Genomic DNA, 19,046 nt, shown 5'->3' on the forward strand with positions numbered 1-19,046 from the left:
GCGAAAAGTCAGTGAGAGTAGACCCGAAACCGGGTGACCTATCCATGTCCAGGATGAAGTTGCCGTAAAAGGCAATGGAGGTCCGAACACACATCCGTTGAAAAGGGTGGTGATGAGGTGTGGATAGCGGAGAAATTCCAATCGAACCCGGAGATAGCTGGTTCTCCTCGAAATAGCTTTAGGGCTAGCCTCAATTTAGTCTTGCGGAGGTAGAGCACTGAATATCCTAGGGGGCGTCAAAGCTTACCGAAGATTATCAAACTCCGAATGCCGTAAAGATGATGATTGGGAGTCAGACTGCACGAGATAAGTTGGGTAGTCAAAAGGGAAACAGCCCAGACCTCCAGCTAAGGTCCCAAAGTGAGTGTTAAGTGGAAAAGGATGTGGGATTTCGAAGACAACTAGGATGTTGGCTCAGAAGCAGCCATACATTCAAAGAGTGCGTAATAGCTCACTAGTCGAGAGGTCCTGCGCCGAAAATGTCCGGGGCTAAAACACAACACCGAAGCTGAGGAATGACATAGTCATTGGTAGAGGAGCATTCTTAGCTCGACGAAGCTGTACCGAAAGGAGCAGTGGAGGGATAAGAAGAGAGAATGCCGGAATGAGTAGCGAGAGTGAGGTGAGAATCCTCACGGCCGAATATCTAAGGTTTCCAGGGTAAAGCTGATCTGCCCTGGGTAAGTCGGGGCCTAAGGCGAGGTCGAAAGACGTAGTCGATGGATAACAGGTTGAGATTCCTGTACTACAATGTATCAGAACTGTGGGGACACAGACAGAGAGCCAGAGCCGGAAATGGAAAAGCCGGTGCAAGCGAGGTAGGAGAACAGTAGGCAAATCCGCTGTTCAATCTGAAGACGTGATGCGGAGCGAAATAAAAGTAGCGAAGCTGGTGAGCTGGCTGTCGAGAAAAGCCGCTATAGTGTACATTGTACCCGTACCGTAAACCGACACAGGTAGATGAGGAGAGAATCCTAAGGCCGACGGAAGAAGCATTGTTAAGGAACTCGGCAAAATGACCCCGTAACTTCGGGATAAGGGGTGCCTGAGAAATCAGGCCGCAGAGAATTGGCCCAAGCAACTGTTTAGCAAAAACACAGGTCTATGCGAAACCGAAAGGTGATGTATATGGGCTGACGCCTGCCCGGTGCTGGAAGGTTAAGAGGAGAGGTTAGCATAAGCGAAGCTTTGAATTTAAGCCCCAGTAAACGGCGGCCGTAACTATAACGGTCCTAAGGTAGCGAAATTCCTTGTCGGGTAAGTTCCGACCCGCACGAAAGGCGTAATGATTTGGGCACTGTCTCGACAATGCATCCGGTGAAATTGAAGTACCAGTGAAGATGCTGGTTACCTGCGCCAGGACGGAAAGACCCCATGGAGCTTTACTCTAGCTTGATACTGGGATTCGATATTGCATGTACAGGATAGGTGGGAGACTAGGAGACGTGAACGCCAGTTTGCGAGGAGTCGCCCTTGGGATACCACCCTTGCAGTATTGGGTTTCTAACATACAGCCGTGAACCGGCTGGTGGACAATGTCAGGTGGGGAGTTTGACTGGGGCGGTCGCCTCCGAAAGGGTATCGGAGGCGCTCAAAGGTTCCCTCAGAATGGTCGGAAACCATTCGCAGAGTGCAAAGGCATAAGGGAGCTTGACTGCGACACCGACGGGTGGAGCAGGTACGAAAGTAGGACTTAGTGATCCGGTGGTATAAAGTGGGATTGCCATCGCTCAACGGATAAAAGCTACCCTGGGGATAACAGGCTTATCACTCCCAAGAGTTCACATCGACGGAGTGGTTTGGCACCTCGATGTCGGCTCATCGCATCCTGGGGCTGTAGTAGGTCCCAAGGGTTGGGCTGTTCGCCCATTAAAGCGGTACGCGAGCTGGGTTCAGAACGTCGTGAGACAGTTCGGTCCCTATCCGGCGTGGGCGTAGGATATTTGAGAGGAGCTGTCCTTAGTACGAGAGGACCGGGATGGACGAACCTCTGGTGTATCTGTTGCATTACCAAATGCATGGCAGAGTAGCCAAGTTTGGAAGGGATAAACGCTGAAGGCATCTAAGCGTGAAGCCCCCCTCAAGATGAGATATCCCATACGTAAGTAGTAAGACCCCTTGAAGACTACAAGGTTGATAGGTCAGAGGTGGAAGCGTGGTAACACGTGTAGCTGACTGATACTAATAGGTCGAGGGCTTAACCATAAGGAAGGAATTTGAGGAAAGGTTATCCAAGGAAGAAGAGATTGGAAGATTAGTTGGTGTGCAGTTTTGAATGTACAATGGCCCGGTGGCTCAGCTGGTTAGAGCGCCGCCCTGTCACGGCGGAGGTCGTGGGTTCGAACCCCATCCGGGTCGTCAATAAAAGAAGAGAAAGAGGAGGTTGAAAGCAAAAGCCGGCTTTCTCGACCTCTATTTTTGTATAATGAAACATGGGATCTTAGCTCAGCTGGGAGAGCACCTGCCTTACAAGCAGGGGGTCACAGGTTCGAGCCCTGTAGGTCCCACTACCGAGAGGTAAAAAGAAAATAAGCAGGAAAGCTTGTTGATAAAACAGAATATGCCGATGTGGCTCAATTGGCAGAGCAGCTGATTTGTAATCAGCAGGTTAACGGTTCGAGTCCGTTCATCGGCTTTAAGTAAGCAATGATAAATGAAGTCAGGCTTACCTTAAAAGAATGGGCAGATTCCCGAGTGGCCAAAGGGGACAGACTGTAAATCTGCTGGCAACGCCTTCGAAGGTTCGAATCCTTCTCTGCCCATTAAAAAAAAGAAGAAACAGCGCGGGGTAGAGCAGTCTGGAAGCTCGTCGGGCTCATAACCCGGAGGTCGCAGGTTCAAATCCTGTCCCCGCAATTTTTTATGCCCAGTTAGCTCAGTTGGTAGAGCAGAGGACTGAAAATCCTCGTGTCTCTGGTTCGATTCCGGAACTGGGCACTAACTATGTCCGAAGCAAAAGAGAGAGGGACAAGACAGAAAAGACGCAGGAATGACAGATAAATTTAAAAACGGCAAAAACCGTAACAGAATAAACATGAATGACAGATAAGGAAGCAGAAATGCTTCTTTTTTTATTATATAGGGCAAGTCCGTGTTTATAAAGGCGAGTTTTATGTGAAAAAGAATTGTGTAAACCACTGTTAGAAAATATATTAAACATAAAAATAAGGGATATTGTATATGTTGATTATGAAGAAATAATACAGATGACAGCGAAGTCAAAAGATATAAGACTCGACATATATGTTGAGGATGACGACAACACAGTATTTAATCTCGAAATGCAGACAACAACTTATAAAGAATTACCGAAAAGATCAAGATATTATCAGGGAATAATAGATTTAAACATGATTGAAAAAGGCGAATCATATGATATACTTAAGGAAAGTTATGTCATATTTATCTGTACATTTGATTTTTTTGAAAAAGGAAGAAGTGTTTACGAGTTTGAAAATGTATGCCTGGAAGATAGTGAAATCAAGTTAAATGACGGAACGCATAAGATATTTCTAAACACAAAAGGCGATAAAAGTGACATAAATGAGGAACTGAAATCATTATTGGAATATTTTGACGGCAGCGAACCTGAAAGTGAACTTACGAGAAGGATAGACAGAAAGGTAATCGCAGCCAGAAAAAATGAGAGATGGAGGCGAGAGTATATGTCATTACAGATGGAGATGAATCTAAAGTATAGAGAGGGTCTGAAGGACGGAATGAAGGCTGGAGAAGAAAAAGGTCAGGAGAATACAAATAAATTAATTAAAATACTTTTAAAAGAAAAAAGATATGATGACTTAGAAAAATCAGCTCAGGATATTGAGTACCAGAATAAACTGATGAAGGAATATAAGATTATAGACTAGTTCAATATAACAATAAAGTTAATGTTGATATGAATAAAAGATGATATAAATAAGTGATAATTGATATTAAAAAGAATGATAATAGATATCAATAAAGCATAATAATAGATATTAAAAAATAAAGCATAATAAAATATCTATTAATAAAAAAGAACTTAAAGCCTGAAAGTTATTAATAATTTTCAAACTTTGAGTTCTTTTTATTAATAAATTAAATTGTAATTTATTTTATCGGTAAGTGTATCCACCACCACAACCTGCGCAACAAGCATTGCAACAAAGATTTGCAAGACAGCAGGCTAAGAGTGGGTTACTGCAAATAATTGTAGGCATTCCACCATAACTGCTTTGACGAGAAGTGTACCAGCTGCCACCACTTTCGAATGTGTGGACAAGTTGCCGGTAAGTAGCATTATTAGGCTCCATTGAAGATGCCATGCGGGCGTGCTCAAGAGCCTGGACATTGTTGCCTACGCCTTTATTTGCGATAGCACTATAATAATACCATGTAGCATTTTTGTTGGAAATTGTATTTAATACATTAAGTGCCTCGGCATAATGTTGGTTATTAATATAGTTAGCTGCAGCACGCATATGCATCTCGTCTTCTGACATATTTGAAGAGTTGCCATAATTACCTGCACCACCGTAGCCTGTACCAAAGCCACCAAAATTGCCGAAACCTCCAAAATCAAATCCACCAAAGTCCCAATCGCCGAAACCGCCGGAATTATAGCCACCGGAATTTCCAGATCCATAACTGCCTGAATTACCATAGCCACCGGAACCAGAACCGTAGCCGCCATAATTACCATAGCCGCCATAAGTTCCACTGCCATAAGAAGAACCACCATAGCCATTTGCACCATGCTTGCGTGCATCCATAATCTGACTATATGCCTGTTGAACCTGCTTGAATTTCTCTTCAGCCTGTTCCTTGTTAGGATTGTTAATGTTTGCATCAGGGTGGTATTTGCGGCTTAGAGCCTTGTATGCTTTTTTAATTTCATCTTCAGAGGCATCTGGTCTAACCCCTAAAACATCATAAGGATTCATATATCTATTCTCTTTCTAAATTTTTGCTGTGATTATGTTATAATGCGATAGAATATTGTTAATAAAAATTAATTCTGAAAAATTAAAACATCACAATAAAAAATTATTTGTTTTCTAAATTTTTTGAAACACGCCGTTCATAGGAATTCCAAACTCCGGAATACAAAATATTACGAAGAATATCAGCGTTGTCAACAGCGGGGAGCATTTCGAAAGCATCGGAACACTCAGCCATCATCATTGTAAGCATATCTTTGACATGAGTTTCAAAATCCGGGTCAGTATAACAATTTGAAAAAACATTGTAACGACCCTTTTTGACATCTTCCTCAACATCGTCAAATGCATCCATAATGTATATAAATTTCCCAAGGTAAAAGCCCATGCGACCAAGACCTTTGGCGTAAATATCGTCAAAAGGCACGAATAGGATTTGCATTATTCGGCCAAATAAACCGGCTACCACATCAACGTTGGTTTCATTCATTTTTTCGCGGGTACCGAGTTCGTCCAACAAAGATGAAATAGCTTCGATTTTATTTTTATAGGAATAATCAGGAGAAATATGCAAATGCCCGGAATCGTCAGTAAAATAAGAATTCTGATTGTTACTGTCAGAATTTGGCTGAGTAGCTGTAACTGAACCATCGTTAACAGCACTTGACTGAGTAGCTGTAACTGAACCATCGTCAACAGCGCTTGACTGAGTAGCTGCAACTGAACCATCGTCAACAGCGCTTGGCTGAGTAGCTGCAACTGAACCATCGTCAGTTGAATCAGAAGTGGCATGTACATTATTTAAATTTTTCCCAATTGACCCTTTTTTTAATAATTTTGAATAAGCAAGCTTAAGAACGCTTCTGTCATCGTGCCAGTCATCCAGACATTTGAAATAAGAAAGGATGACGTTCATGTCAGCAACATAATCCGTAAATTCTGAGGAAATGATGTTCTGACGCCTTAGAGGGTGCACAACGCAACGTTTTGAAGTGACGTTGTGCTCCGGCTCGTAAAGCGAAGAAAGAAGGATAACTAAAAAGGTCATGTCATAGGACAGGGTTAATTGCCCTGACAGACCGTGTCGCTTACTAAGTGAGTGGCATAGGCCACAATAATACGCCCGATAGACATCAAATTCCCTAAATTTGAGTTCGGGTTTGTTTACAACTACATATCCAAACATAGAGTCCTCCAGACAAAATAAGTAAAGAACCACAAATCAAATCGGCTCTAAGTTAAATCACACAATCAGTCGTAAATACTTAATGCCCTCTTAAAAGGAAATTCTTACGCATGTTGTTAAATTATATAATCAGTTGCAGACTATTTATGCATCTGATAAATTAACTTTTTTTAATAAATGTCTGTGAGCATTTTGGACAACGGATTTCGATGCGGCCTTTGCCACGAGGAATACGAATACGTTGTCTGCAACGTGGACATCTGTAAAAATGATAAAATCTTCTTTGGCTGAAAATTTCTTTTTCACGCTGAAATTTTCTTAAGAAGGAAGCTTTTAAACTTAAATATTTGTTGTTCTCCTGGTAGCGCTTCTGAATATTTTTTGAAAACATTCTTATATACATCAAAATAATTAAAATAAGTGAAATATAATAAATAATCCCGGACAAACGTCTTGGGACAAATAACGAAAGCACGCATAAAACCAGTGCGAAAATAAGCATTGCTCTGCCAAGTTGATCTACTCCATACCTCCCGTACATTAACTTCGCTAATTTTTCACGCAAATCTAAGACTCCTTCCATATAAAAATAAGAAAAGTTCTAAAGTCTATCATAAAACCTTAAAACTTTGCCCCTTACTTATAAGAAATATTAACCCTAATGAAAAATAAAAACAAGGTAATATAAAGAGAATTAACAAATCCGTTACAAATGTTAACAAAATAGACAAAAGAAAAATACAAGAAAGGTCAGTATGCGAAAAAAACTGAAAAAAATTGGTGTATATTATAAACAAACAGATAAAAGGTAAAAACAAAACAACGCAAATAGTATAAAAAAGATAGAAAATAGCATAAATATTATGGGGAATTTTTAAAATGAACTAAAATACATATATAGTAAATATATAATAAAAATATTTTTATTGTAACTTTTCCATAAGAAAAGCAGAAAATATTGATAAAACTAACAAAATCAATGTACAAAGAAAGTCGTAGATGATATAATAATAGAGAATTGTGTCAAAAAAAAGCAACAAATTTACATATTGAACGAAAAATAAAACAAGTTGTAAGAATGAAAATTATATAGATAATTTAATAAAAATATGAATATTATTCACCAAACGGTAAATAAAGTGATTGTTTATTGGATAATAAACAAGAAGATTATACATCAAATAATGATAGTGTAAATATTCATTAAGTAAATAAGTAATAAAATCATTCGCCTAACTAATATATAAAGCAAACTAGAGAAAATACAAAGGGGGAGGATAGAGAGTGTACAACGGAACAAGTAATAAGTGGACAAAGCATTTTGATTTCATAATAGTAGATGTTATATGCATTAATGTAGCGTTCTTTCTAGCTACACTGATATATTCAGGGTCTGGGCATATGTACAACACTTCCCTATATAGAAATGTAACAATATCATTAACGCTGATACACTTTTGTGTAGCGTTTTTTAGAAACGGATATTCAGGAATATTAAGACGAGGATATCTGAAAGAAATGAAGGACGTAGTGTATCATAACGCAATAATAATGGCAGTGTTATTTGTATATTTGTTTTTGATACACCAGGCGAATAACGTGTCGAGAATAGTAATATTAATATTCTTTGCGATGGACACAATACTAATGTACATAAGCCATATAGCATTTAAGAAATTTTATGCAGTACGTAAGAATTATGATAATGCTAAGGAAAATATGCTGCTTGTTGTATCATCAGATATGGCGACAGACACTATCAACAAGATAAGCAACGGACCGGACAAGAGATTTGAGATAGTGGGAATCGCATTGACAGATGTGATGGACATTAAAGAATCAGACATAGATGAAATAGAAGGAATACCTGTAGTTGCCGATGCTAATTCCGTATACGAATATGCGAGGGCAAATGTCATAAATGACGTATTTATCAGAGTAAGCGGAGTAAACAGTTTCGTCGTAGAAGGCATGGCATATGGATTTTTGAATATGGGAATTAAGGTTCATATAAATGTAGAATTTCTTACACACGCTTTGCCAAATGCAGGATTTGAAACAATTAACGAGGTAGCAGTTGTAACGACAAGTATAAATCAGGTGTCACCGGTTGGAGCATTTGCAAAGAGAGCACTTGATATATGCGCAGGACTTGTAGGGTGCCTTGTTACAGGAATATTGTTTATATTTGTAGCGCCTGCGATTAAGATTGCAGACCCTAACGGACCAATATTTTTCTGCCAGTTAAGAGCAGGGAAAAATGGAAAACCATTTAAGTTCTACAAATTCCGTTCAATGTATTCAGATGCAGAAGAACGCAAAAAAGAACTTATGGAACAGAACAAGATGGACGGACTTATGTTTAAAATGGACGCAGACCCTAGAATTATAGGAAGCGGAAAAGATGGCACAAAGAAAGGACTTGGTCATTTCCTTAGGGCTACATCAATAGATGAATTTCCGAATTTTTACAGTATATTAAAGGGCGACATGAGTCTAGTGGGAACACGTCCGCCAACAATGGATGAATACGAACAGTACGAAGCGCATCACAAGAGCCGTCTTGCAACAAAACCGGGACTTACAGGAATGTGGCAGATAAGCGGTCGAAGCGATATGACGGACTTTGAAGAAATAGTAAAACTTGATAATGAGTACATAATGAACTGGAGCTTTGGACTGGATATAAAGATTATACTTAAGACTTTTCTTGTGGTAATTGCCAGAAAAGGGTCAGTATAAAATGATTTGATAAGGTTTAAGTACAAACGAAAATAACTATGTGAAAATTATTTGGCTAAATAAACTTAGCTGATAAAAATGATGAGATAAGTGAAATGTGGTGCCGGGCGATGCCTGGCACTATATGGAATAATAGGTAGGATACCGATAATAAAAATAAGAGAAATGAGAAACAGATAATATGAAAAATGGACAGTTGCGAATAGCAATGCTTGGTCATAAAAGAATACCGTCAAGAGAAGGCGGAGTCGAAATAGTAGTTGAGGAATTGGCTACCAGAATGGTGGAAAGAGGCAATGAGGTTACATGTCTTAACCGTGCCGGGCATCATGTAAGTGGAAAAGAATTCGATGAAAAAAATAAAAAAGAATATAAGGGAATCAGATTAAAAACAGTTCCTACATTAGATAAGAAAGGACTAGCTGCTATGACTGCTTCTGTGACGGGAGGAGTATGCGCTGCATTTGGCAAATACGATGTAGTACATTTTCATGCAGAGGGTCCTTGTGCCATGTTATGGCTACCTAAATTATTTGGGAAAAGATGCGTGGCAACAATTCACGGACTTGACCACCAAAGAGCAAAATGGGGAAAACTTGCAAGTACATACATAATGATGGGCGAAAAATGTGCAGTAAAACATGCTGATGAAATAATAGTGTTAAGTAAGGGCGTACAGGATTATTTTAGAGAAAAGTATGGAAGGGAAACAAGATTTATTCCGAACGGAGTGAATAGACCAGTTGTAAGAAAGGCAGATATCATACGATATAAATATGGACTTGAAAAAGATGACTATATATTATATCTGGGAAGACTGGTGCCGGAAAAGGGATTAAGATATCTTGTAGAAGCATTTAAAAAAGTAGATACGAAAAAGAAACTTGTAATAGCCGGCGGAAGTTCAGATACGGATGCATTTGCAAATGAAATTAAAGAAATGGCAAAGGACGATGACAGAATAATATTTACAGGATTTGTTCAGGGCGAGGAACTGGATGAGTTGTATAGTAATGCGTATGTATACACTTTGCCAAGTGATCTGGAAGGAATGCCACTTAGTCTGCTTGAAGCAATGAGCTATGGAAACTGTTGCCTTGTATCGGATATAGATGAATGTGCATCTGTAGTTGAAGATAAGGCGCTTATATTTGAAAAGTCAAATGTAGAACAATTAAAAGAGAGACTGCAGGAGGCTTGCGACAAGCCTGAGATGGTGGCTGGATATAAAAAAGCAGCAGCAGATTTCATCTGTGAAAAATACAGTTGGGATGATGTTGTTGATAAAACGATGGAGTTGTATAGAGGATAGAATATGGAAAAGAAACATTATGGTGCGATAGATGGCTTAAGAGCTATTGCAGCAATTGGTATCGTTATGATGCATATGGGAGCAAATAATAACTATGAAATAGGTGGATATATTTATAATAAAATTATTCCATCATTTACTAATTTTGTATTTTTGTTTATGGTGATTTCGGCTTTTGGAATGTGCTGTGGATATTATGAAAAAATATTAAAAAACGAAATAACATTAGAAAAATTTTATGTAAAAAGATTTAAAAAAATATTGCCATTTTTTGCACTATTAGTTTTTGTAGATTTAATTATGTCACCTTCGATTGAATCTTTATATGAAGCCTTTGCAGATTTGACATTAATGTTTGGTTTTTTGCCAAACGCAGGTAATATTTCTGTTATTGGAGTTGGTTGGTTTTTAGGACTGATATTTGTCTTTTACATATGTTTTCCTTTTTATTGTGTTTTAATACAGAATAAAAAGAGAGCTTGGATAGCTTTCGGAATTAGTGTGATATATAATTTAATAGGTTCAAATTATTTTGAGATAAACAGAACAAATATCCTTTATAGTGCATGTTTCTTTATAGCTGGAGGATTAGTTTATTTATATAGAAATGAAATATCAAAAATAAAAGCATGGCAAATATTAAGTGTTATGAGTATTACTATTGTTGTATATTATCTGCTGAATGGTAATGTGTTTATGTGTCTATTAGTTTCAGTAGTGATGCTATTATATGCGATTACTTCAAATGTAAAAGTATTGGACAATAAGATAGCTAAATTCTTAAGTGGAATAAGTATGGAGATATATTTATGCCATATGATGGTGTTTAGAATATTACAAAAAATGAAGATTACTAATATATTTGGAAATGGATGGATTCAATATTTTATTACAGTAATATTAACTTTAATAGGAGCGATTATATTTGCAATTATAGTCAGAAAAGTGTTTGAAGTTGTAGAAAGTAAAATAAAGTAAAAAAATATAAGGAATAAAATATGAAGATTTTAATGGTAAATAAGTTTTTGTATCCAAATGGAGGTTCAGAAACATATATATTCAAATTAGGTGAGTATTTAGAAAGGCAGGGACACGAAGTACAATACTTTGGAATGGAACATGAAGGAAGATGCGTTGGAAATCATGCAGAAGCCTATACATCTGATATGGACTTTCATGGAGGTTCAAAACTTTCTAAATTGACGTATCCAATTAAAACTATATATTCTAGCGAGGCAAGAAAGAAAATAAGACTTGTTCTTGATGACTTTCAGCCAGATGTAGTTCATTTAAACAACTTTACATATCAGATAACACCGAGTGTTATATTAGAAATAAAGAAATGGTCAAAACGGACAGGGCATAAATGCAAGATTGTGTTTACAGCACACGATTATAATCTGGTTTGCCCAAATCATATGTGCAACAATCCAAATACACACGAAAATTGTGAAAAGTGTTTAGGCGGACATTTTATGAATTGCTTTAAAGGTAAGTGTATTCATGGTAGTACAGCAAAATCAGCAGTTGGAACAATGGAGGCTATGTTTTGGAAAATAAAGGGAACATATAAGTATATTGATTCTATGATATGCTGTAGTGAATTTATGAAGACAAAAATGGATTCAAATCCTTTGTTCGCAAGAAAGACTATTGCACTTCACAATTTTATAGATAAAGTTGAATGGAAAGAAGTAGAGAAGAAAGATTATGTTCTTTACTTCGGAAGATTTTCAGAAGAAAAAGGAATAGGAACACTTATAAATGTTTGTAAGAAACTTCCGAACATTCAGTTTATATTTGCGGGAACAGGTCCTTTGGAAGAAGAGATTAATGGAATTAGCAATATTAAAAATTTAGGCTTTCAAAAGGGAGAAGCTCTTGAAAAACTTATAAGAGAAGCAAGATTTTCTATATATCCATCAGAATGGTATGAGAATTGTCCGTTTTCAGTAATGGAAAGCCAGATGTATGGTACACCGGTTCTTGGCGCCAACATTGGAGGGATTCCTGAGCTCATATCTGTAGGTAGTACTGGAGAGTTGTTTGAAAGTGGCAATGGAGAAGATTTGAAAAATAAAATTGAAGAACTATGGAATAACAAAGAAAAGCTAGATAAATACAGTGAAAACTGTAAAAATATTAGCTTTGATACTATTGAGAAATATTGTAATAAATTGATTAAGATATACGAATAAAAGGGAAAAAGGGAGAGAACGTAATGGCAGAGAAAAAATTAAATGGTACAGTTATCGTAACATATAGATGTAACGCACGTTGTTCAATGTGTAACAGATATAAGGCACCATCAAAACCGGAAGAAGAAATTTCAATTGAAACAATTAAGAAATTACCGAAGATGTACTTTACAAATATAACAGGTGGAGAACCTTTTATACGTACAGACTTGAAGGACATTGTTAGAGAATTATATAAGAAGAGTGATAGAATCGTTATTTCAACTAATGGATTCTTTACAGATAGAATTGTTGATTTATGTAAGGAATTTCCTAATATTGGAATCCGTATTTCTATTGAAGGTCTTGAACAGACAAATAATGAAATCCGTGGATTAGATGACGGATATAACAAAGGCTATACAACACTTAAGAAATTACGTGAAATGGGAATGAAGGATGTTGGTTTTGGAATGACAGTTCAGGACAAAAATGCACCTGACTTAGTACCGCTTTATAAGATTTCTGATGAAATGGGTATGGAATTTGCAACAGCTTCATTACATAACAGTTTCTATTTTGTAGAAGCAAAAAATATAATCAAAGATCGTCCAATGGTTGCTAAAAATTTCGAAGACTTAATTAATGAATTACTTAGATCAAAGAGTCCTAAGAAATGGATGAGAGCTTATTTCAATCACGGACTTATTAATTATATTTATGGACAGAAGAGATTACTTCCTTGTGATATGAGTTTTGACACATTCTTTATTGATCCATACGGAGATGTAATGCCATGTAACGGAACAAAAGATAAAGAAGTGATGGGTAACTTAAATAATCAGAGTTGGGATGAATTATGGAATAGTCCAGAAGCAGAACAGGTTAGAGCAAAGGTTCGTTGCTGTGATAGAGATTGTTGGATGATAGGTTCAGTTTCTCCTGCAATGCATAAGTATATTTGGAAACCTGGATTCTGGGTACTTAAACATAAGTTTAAAGCATTGTTTAGTAAACATCCATATAGCATGTATGAAAATAAAATTGTACGTGACTACAGAGATGGAAAGGTAACTAAAGAGGAATTGGATAAATGCAGTACTTGTGATATGTGCGCGACAATTAATGACGGATTAAGCGATGCTTCAAGAGAACAGCTTAAAGATAAGAGCGGTGAAGAAATAGTTGATGCAGATATTGCAAAACAACTAGGAGAATAAAAATGAAAAAAGCATTAATAGTAGTAAATTTGGCAGGATTTTTAAATTTTTTATGGAACGATATAGAAGTTTTACAAAAAATGGGTTATCAAGTTGATGTTGCAATGAATGGACGTATGGCTGATGGGAAAGAAGCAATTGAAAATCTTATTTTGAAAAAGAAGAATATAAAATATTATCAAGTTGATTTTAACACTAAGCAACCAATAAACAGCGAAAATTGGAAAGCGTACAAGCAATTAAGGGAAGTATTAAAACAAAAATATGATATTATACATTGTCATACACCGATAGTTGGCATGATAGTTCGTACAGCAGCAAAAAAGTACAGAAGAAAGGGTACTAAAGTAATCTACACAACGCATGGATTCACGTTTACTGATCGTTCAACAAAAAAAGAATGGTTTGTGTATCATAGTGTGGAAAATGTTATGTCCAAGCTTAGTGATGTGATTATAACAATAAATCATGAAGACTACAATAATGCAAAAAAAATGCATTGCAAAAATGTATTTTTAATTCCAGGGGTAGGATTAAAAACGGAAAGATTTGAAAAAATAAAAATTGATAGAGATGAATATAGAAAAAAATTAGGAGTATCACAAAAAGATAAGTTAGTTTTAGCAGTCGGTGAGCTTTCAGAAAGAAAAAATCAAAAAATAATTATTAAAGCATTATCGATGTTACCAGATAAGAATAAGTATGTATTTTTTATATGTGGCCGAGCTGTTGTGGACTCAACATTGGATAAACAGTTAGAAAAACTGGCAGAGAGGCTAAATGTGCGAGTTAAATTACTGGGACATAGGTCAGATATTCCACAAATAAATGCTTGTGCGGATATCGCAGTTTTACCATCTTTGAGAGAGGGATTGGGAATGGCTGGATTGGAAGCGTTAGCTTCTGGAGTTCCAGTTGTTGGTGCCGATGTTCAGGGAATTAGAGAGTATGTTGTAAATGGAGAAACGGGGTATTTATGTAATCCCACAAAAGAAAAAGAGTTTGCAAATGCTATTGATAGAATAGCAAATATGCAGGAAGACGAATATAAAGAAATGAGTAAAAAATGCAAAAAGATGGCAAAAAAATTTGATGAGTTAAAATCAAAAGAGGCAATGAAAGAAATATATACGAATTTAATAAAGAGGAAATAAATATAAGGAGAATAGAGATATGTCAATATATGTAATTACCCATAAATATATAGAGAATAGACCTAAAATATCAAATTTTTACAAATGGTTATATGTGGGAGCATATAAGCAAAATAACAAAAAAAATGGATATCTATATGATGATGAGGGAAAAAATATCTCGAAAAAGAATGCAAATTTTTGTGAGCTAACAGGAGTATATTGGGTAGCTCACAATTGTGAAGATGACATTAAAGGGATAGTTCATTATAGAAGATTTTTTACGCATAATGTATGGAGCGAAAAAGAAGAGAATTTTTACAAAGAATCAGATATTAGAAAGATATTGGAAAAATATGATTGTATAGTTAGTGATAGAATGTATTTTTCATGTGGAAATATTCGTAATCATTACAAAAAACATCATTATGCAAAAGATTTAGAACTTTTAAAAGACGTGATTTCATACAAGTGTCCAGAATATTTAGAAGCATTTGAAATAGCAATGAGCAAAAACTATCTATTTCCGTATAATATGATCATTGCTAAGAAAAATATTTTTAATGATTATGCAAATTGGTTGTTAGGTTTATTATTAGAATTAGAAAAAAATGAAAATATTTCAGACTATGATATGTATCAATCAAGAGTATATGGCTTCTTGTCTGAGAGATTAATGAATGTGTGGTTAGTCCATAATAATATTAAATATAAAGAATTGCCGACAGTGCAATTAGGATCAAGAGTAAGATATAAAATAAGAACTCGTTTAGAGAAACATCTGAAAATGCCATTGCATTTTTTAGCTATGATCGATGCTATAGGAGAAAAGAATGAGGGGTAATATTAATTTTAATAGAGTTGTGATGGATGTTGTTATGTTGTTGCCGATTACAACTTTATTTCAGGGGATAATTCCAATTATAAATAGAATTTTATTTTTTGTATTAATTTTATCGTTGGCTTTTATTGCTTTTAAAAAAAAGAAGACAACATATGAAATTTCAATATTAATGTTGTTTTCTATTTCATATGTAGCAGCTTTTATCTTTACAGAGGGTCCTTTGGATAATGAAAACGATATTTTTTATTTGTTATTCTTTATATTATTCTCGGATTATGTAATATCTGGGTACGAATTTATCAAGCGTTATTTAAAAAGCAATTACAATTATTTAAAAGGGATTGTTATAGCGTGGGATTTTTTCGTTTTCATTTCTATATTTTTGAAAAGTTCTTATGAAGATGGATATTTTTTCTCTTTTACAGGGAATGTTTTTAGAAGTGCTACGGCGGCCACGTTTATTTTAGGAATAGTTATGATATTGATAACTAAAAAAAGAATAAATATAGTATATGCCATCATACCTATGTTTTGTATATTTTCGGGAGGGTCAAGAACATATCTTGCTGTAGGACTAGCTATTTGTGTAGCAATGTATTATATTATTACACCATCAAGAAGATTTTTTTGGGTATCATTGATTCCAATAGCTGTAGTGTTTTTAGCTATTATTTTAAATTCAAGTATTATGGATAAAATAGACAGTTCACTTACAGTTTCATCAACAGAATACTATCAAGATCCACTGGTTAAATTTACGAGTGGTAGATCATTATTTTGGCTAGCAGATATTAAGGCTTTTTTTTCAGGAAATATCATTAATCAAATATTAGGATATGGATATAGGTTCGTATATGATATTAACAATAAAGCAATTCATAATCGTATATGGGCTCATAATGATTATATTAACATTTTATTGTGCTATGGATATATTGGTTTGGCAAGTTATATATTGATGTTTAGGTTAATGTTTAAGAAATGTGTTTCAAATTTAAAGTTACCAAGGTTTATAAAAATTATAGCCATTTTTATATGGTTTTTTAACGCTTTCTTCAATATGTTTTATACGTATATTTGCGCAAGTGCATCATATCCGTTTATATTGTTTGGAATTTCATTATTTTGGGAAAATAAAATTGAAAAGGAGAAATATGGATGGAAACAAAAATAGGAGTAATTACATACCATTCAGCGTATAATTTCGGTTCGGTGCTTCAAGCATATGCTACACAAGAATCAATTGAAAAAATAGGATACAGTGTAGAAATAGTAAATTATAGAATGAAGTCACAAATTAAGTACTACAGTATGATACACTTAAATAATGGATTAAAAGCATTTTTGAAAGATTTACTTCATTTACCGCAAATTGGAAAGTATATTACAAGAAAAAATAGATTTGAACAATTTATAGAAGAACTGAATTTAACAAAGGAATTTAATGAACCAGAAGAAGTAGATGAAGCAGACGGAATGTTTGATATTTTTGTTAGTGGAAGTGATCAAATTTGGAATAAACATTCAAATGAATTGGAAGAGAGTGAATGGAAGTATATGTATCCGTATTTATTATGCTTCACAAATAAAAAGAAAGTGTCATATGCATCTTCTATTGTAAATATGAAAGATGAAGAACTTACATATATCGTGGATAAAGTAAAAAAATTTGATAAAATTAGCTTTCGAGAGAAGGCGTCTTGTGATAGATTTAAAAGTCTTTTTGGTATTGAAAGTAACGAAGTATTAGATCCTACATTGTTGTTAAATTCTGAGGAATGGAGCAGTAAAATTGGAACGATTCCGGAAAAAATGATAAATAAAAAATATATTTTATATTATGCATTAGAAGGAGTAAAAAAGACGCGTAAAATTATGCCCAAGCTTCAGAAAATGGCAAAAAGAAAAGGTTGTGTATTAGTTGTAATAACGCCACTTTCATGTTTTACATATTCTAAGGGAGTAATAAATGCGATTGATGCTGGACCAAAAGAATTTTTGGGATGGATAAAGGGGGCAGAGTTAGTTATTACAAATTCATACCACGGTACACTGTTTTCTGTTAATCTTGGTACAAATTTTTATACATTGCAAGAAAAAGAAAGTACAGATAATAGAATTAAGGGTATTCTGTTAAAATTAGAGTTGGAAAAAAGAATAATTTCAGATGTAGATAGTATACTTTATGAAAAAGAAGAGATAAATTTTCAGGATGTATGGAAAAAACTTGATATATATAGAAAAGAGTCAATTGAATTTTTAAAAAAGGCGTTGAAATATGAATAAAATGCAAAAGAAAGAAATTTGTGTAAGAGAAGAGTGTGTTGGATGTGGTGTTTGTGCAGTTGTGTGCCCCCAAAAATGTATTGAGATGATTGAAAACGATGAGGGCTTCATATATCCAGCAATTAAAGAAAGTGAATGTATAGATTGTAATTTATGCAAAAAAAAATGTCCACAAAATAAAAAACATAAAAAGTACGATGCGGATTTTTATATGGCATGGAACAAGGATGTCGAAGTATTGAAAAAAAGTTCATCAGGTGGAGTGTTTTCAGCTTTGGCAGAGTATATATTACAAAGGCAAGGGGCTGTTATAGGTGTAGAATTAGATTCCGAGTCTGGAGATTTGTTTCACAATGTGATTTTTAATGTGGATGAGATAGACAATTTGAGATTAAGCAAATACTATCAGAGTAAAACACAACAAGTATTCGAAAGGGTTAAGAAATTAATCAAAGAGGAAAAATTAGTATTGTTTACGGGGACAGCATGTCAGGTGGCAGCGTTATATTCGTATTTAGGGGAAATTGGAAAAAGTAAATATCTATACACTATGGATGTACTTTGCCATGGTGTTGCAAGTAAAAAGACTGTTATGACATATATTAAAGAGAGAGAAAAACAGTACAGAAAAAAGATTGTTAAATTTTGCTTTAGAGTAAAAGAAGGAGAGGATGGCTGGCAATCAGGAAATGGAACAAGAATGAAATTATTTTTTGAAGATGGAACTAGTGAAATACAGGATAAGCTTTTAGATACTTTTTTTGTTGGATTTAATAGTAATATTTTTTTGAGAAAAAGTTGCTATAATTGTCACTATTGTGGACAAGAAAGAGTTTCTGATTATACAGTAGCAGATTTTTGGGGAATACAGAAAAATAAAGTTAATGAAGAACAATTAAGAGAAGGTGTTTCGGTGTTATTGGTAAACACAGAGAAAGCTAGACAAACAATTTCGTTTTTAAAAAATGACTTATATATAGAAAAGATTAATCCTGACGAAGCCGTACCTTATAATAGGGCATTTTCAAAACCAAATTTATGTCCAAACGGAAGAAATTACTTTTTTAAGGTGATGGATGAAAAAGGGTTTGATTATGCAGTCAGACAAAACAATAAGAAATATTATAGAAATAAAAAAATAAAGAGTATATTGTCCGTAATTTTGCCTACAAAAGTTATGAGCTTCATTGTTGAAAGAAAAGATATGTTGAAGGGAAAATAATA

The 19,046-nt window shown here is 35.0% G+C and carries 13 protein-coding genes, 6 tRNA genes, 1 rRNA gene and 1 pseudogene (1 of these 21 only partly in view); 18 read left to right on the top strand and 3 right to left on the bottom strand.

The genetic code is table 11. The features are described from left to right. From CCC31_RS08275 to CCC31_RS08310, 8 genes and pseudogenes are all read left to right on the top strand, one after another. Positions 1-2,205 (top strand): 23S ribosomal RNA (locus CCC31_RS08275) (it extends 683 nt beyond the left edge of the window). 79 nt (positions 2,206-2,284) lie between these two features. Then, positions 2,285-2,358: transfer RNA gene (locus CCC31_RS08280), tRNA-Asp, on the top strand. 76 nt (positions 2,359-2,434) lie between these two features. Continuing rightward, positions 2,435-2,507 (top strand) — tRNA-Val (locus CCC31_RS08285). Between the two features lie 55 nt (positions 2,508-2,562). After that, positions 2,563-2,635, top strand: a tRNA-Thr gene (locus CCC31_RS08290). Between the two features lie 45 nt (positions 2,636-2,680). Continuing rightward, a tRNA-Tyr gene (locus tag CCC31_RS08295) sits at positions 2,681-2,762 on the top strand. A 20-nt stretch (positions 2,763-2,782) separates the two neighbouring features. Next, positions 2,783-2,856, top strand: a tRNA-Met gene (locus CCC31_RS08300). An 8-nt stretch (positions 2,857-2,864) separates the two neighbouring features. Beyond that, positions 2,865-2,937, top strand: a tRNA-Phe gene (locus CCC31_RS08305). 179 nt (positions 2,938-3,116) lie between these two features. After that, positions 3,117-3,869: pseudogene (locus CCC31_RS08310) on the top strand (Rpn family recombination-promoting nuclease/putative transposase); the annotation flags it as partial. 228 nt (positions 3,870-4,097) lie between these two features. On the opposite strand, the gene CCC31_RS08315 reads toward CCC31_RS08310, so the two are convergent. From CCC31_RS08315 to CCC31_RS08325, 3 genes are all read right to left on the bottom strand, one after another. After that, the gene (locus CCC31_RS08315; protein ID WP_290850833.1) at positions 4,098-4,925 is read right to left on the bottom strand and encodes a J domain-containing protein; all 828 of its coding nucleotides are present in this window, start codon (positions 4,923-4,925) and stop codon (positions 4,098-4,100) included. Positions 4,926-5,028: 103 nt separating this feature from the next. Further along, positions 5,029-6,108 (bottom strand): DUF5685 family protein, encoded by a 1,080-nt coding sequence (locus CCC31_RS08320; RefSeq protein ID WP_290850835.1) that lies wholly within the window; start codon positions 6,106-6,108, stop codon positions 5,029-5,031. A gap of 160 nt (positions 6,109-6,268) precedes the next feature. Further along, positions 6,269-6,673, bottom strand: coding sequence for a hypothetical protein (locus CCC31_RS08325; RefSeq protein WP_117910315.1), 405 nt, complete (start codon positions 6,671-6,673; stop codon positions 6,269-6,271). A 719-nt stretch (positions 6,674-7,392) separates the two neighbouring features. Here CCC31_RS08325 and CCC31_RS08330 point away from each other — a divergent pair. The 10 genes from CCC31_RS08330 (at position 7,393) to CCC31_RS08375 (ending at position 19,044) form a co-directional block, all read left to right on the top strand. Continuing rightward, positions 7,393-8,850: a sugar transferase gene (locus CCC31_RS08330; protein ID WP_290850838.1), complete on the top strand. Its 1,458-nt coding sequence runs from the start codon at positions 7,393-7,395 to the stop codon at positions 8,848-8,850. Between the two features lie 181 nt (positions 8,851-9,031). Beyond that, positions 9,032-10,162 carry a glycosyltransferase family 4 protein gene (locus CCC31_RS08335; protein WP_290850840.1) on the top strand — a complete coding sequence of 377 codons (1,131 nt, stop codon included), beginning with the start codon at positions 9,032-9,034 and terminating at the stop codon, positions 10,160-10,162. A gap of 3 nt (positions 10,163-10,165) precedes the next feature. Beyond that, the gene (locus CCC31_RS08340; RefSeq protein ID WP_290850842.1) at positions 10,166-11,140 is read left to right on the top strand and encodes an acyltransferase; all 975 of its coding nucleotides are present in this window, start codon (positions 10,166-10,168) and stop codon (positions 11,138-11,140) included. A gap of 20 nt (positions 11,141-11,160) precedes the next feature. Further along, positions 11,161-12,360 carry a glycosyltransferase family 4 protein gene (locus tag CCC31_RS08345; protein WP_290850844.1) on the top strand — a complete coding sequence of 400 codons (1,200 nt, stop codon included), beginning with the start codon at positions 11,161-11,163 and terminating at the stop codon, positions 12,358-12,360. Positions 12,361-12,383: 23 nt separating this feature from the next. Next, entirely contained in the window at positions 12,384-13,559 is a 1,176-nt protein-coding gene (locus CCC31_RS08350; RefSeq protein ID WP_290850846.1) for a radical SAM protein, read from the top strand. A gap of 2 nt (positions 13,560-13,561) precedes the next feature. Next, positions 13,562-14,713, top strand: a complete 1,152-nt coding sequence (locus CCC31_RS08355) for a glycosyltransferase (protein ID WP_290850848.1) — start codon at positions 13,562-13,564, stop codon at positions 14,711-14,713. Positions 14,714-14,732: 19 nt separating this feature from the next. Next, positions 14,733-15,536 (top strand): DUF4422 domain-containing protein, encoded by an 804-nt coding sequence (locus CCC31_RS08360; RefSeq protein ID WP_290850850.1) that lies wholly within the window; start codon positions 14,733-14,735, stop codon positions 15,534-15,536. Continuing rightward, on the top strand, positions 15,526-16,710 hold the full coding sequence (locus CCC31_RS08365; protein ID WP_290850852.1) for an O-antigen ligase family protein: 1,185 nt from the start codon (positions 15,526-15,528) through the stop codon (positions 16,708-16,710). The genes CCC31_RS08360 and CCC31_RS08365 overlap by 11 nt, the downstream gene beginning before the upstream one ends. After that, the gene (locus tag CCC31_RS08370) at positions 16,695-17,822 is read left to right on the top strand and encodes a polysaccharide pyruvyl transferase family protein (protein ID WP_290850854.1); all 1,128 of its coding nucleotides are present in this window, start codon (positions 16,695-16,697) and stop codon (positions 17,820-17,822) included. The genes CCC31_RS08365 and CCC31_RS08370 overlap by 16 nt, the downstream gene beginning before the upstream one ends. Further along, a complete protein-coding gene (locus CCC31_RS08375; protein WP_290850856.1) occupies positions 17,815-19,044 on the top strand; it encodes a Coenzyme F420 hydrogenase/dehydrogenase, beta subunit C-terminal domain in 1,230 nt (409 codons plus the stop codon). The genes CCC31_RS08370 and CCC31_RS08375 overlap by 8 nt, the downstream gene beginning before the upstream one ends. Positions 19,045-19,046 lie beyond the last annotated feature (2 nt).

Source organism: Eubacterium sp. LMAG:50 (assembly GCF_008680265.1).
Taxonomy (GTDB): domain Bacteria; phylum Bacillota; class Clostridia; order Lachnospirales; family Lachnospiraceae; genus Eubacterium_U; species Eubacterium_U album.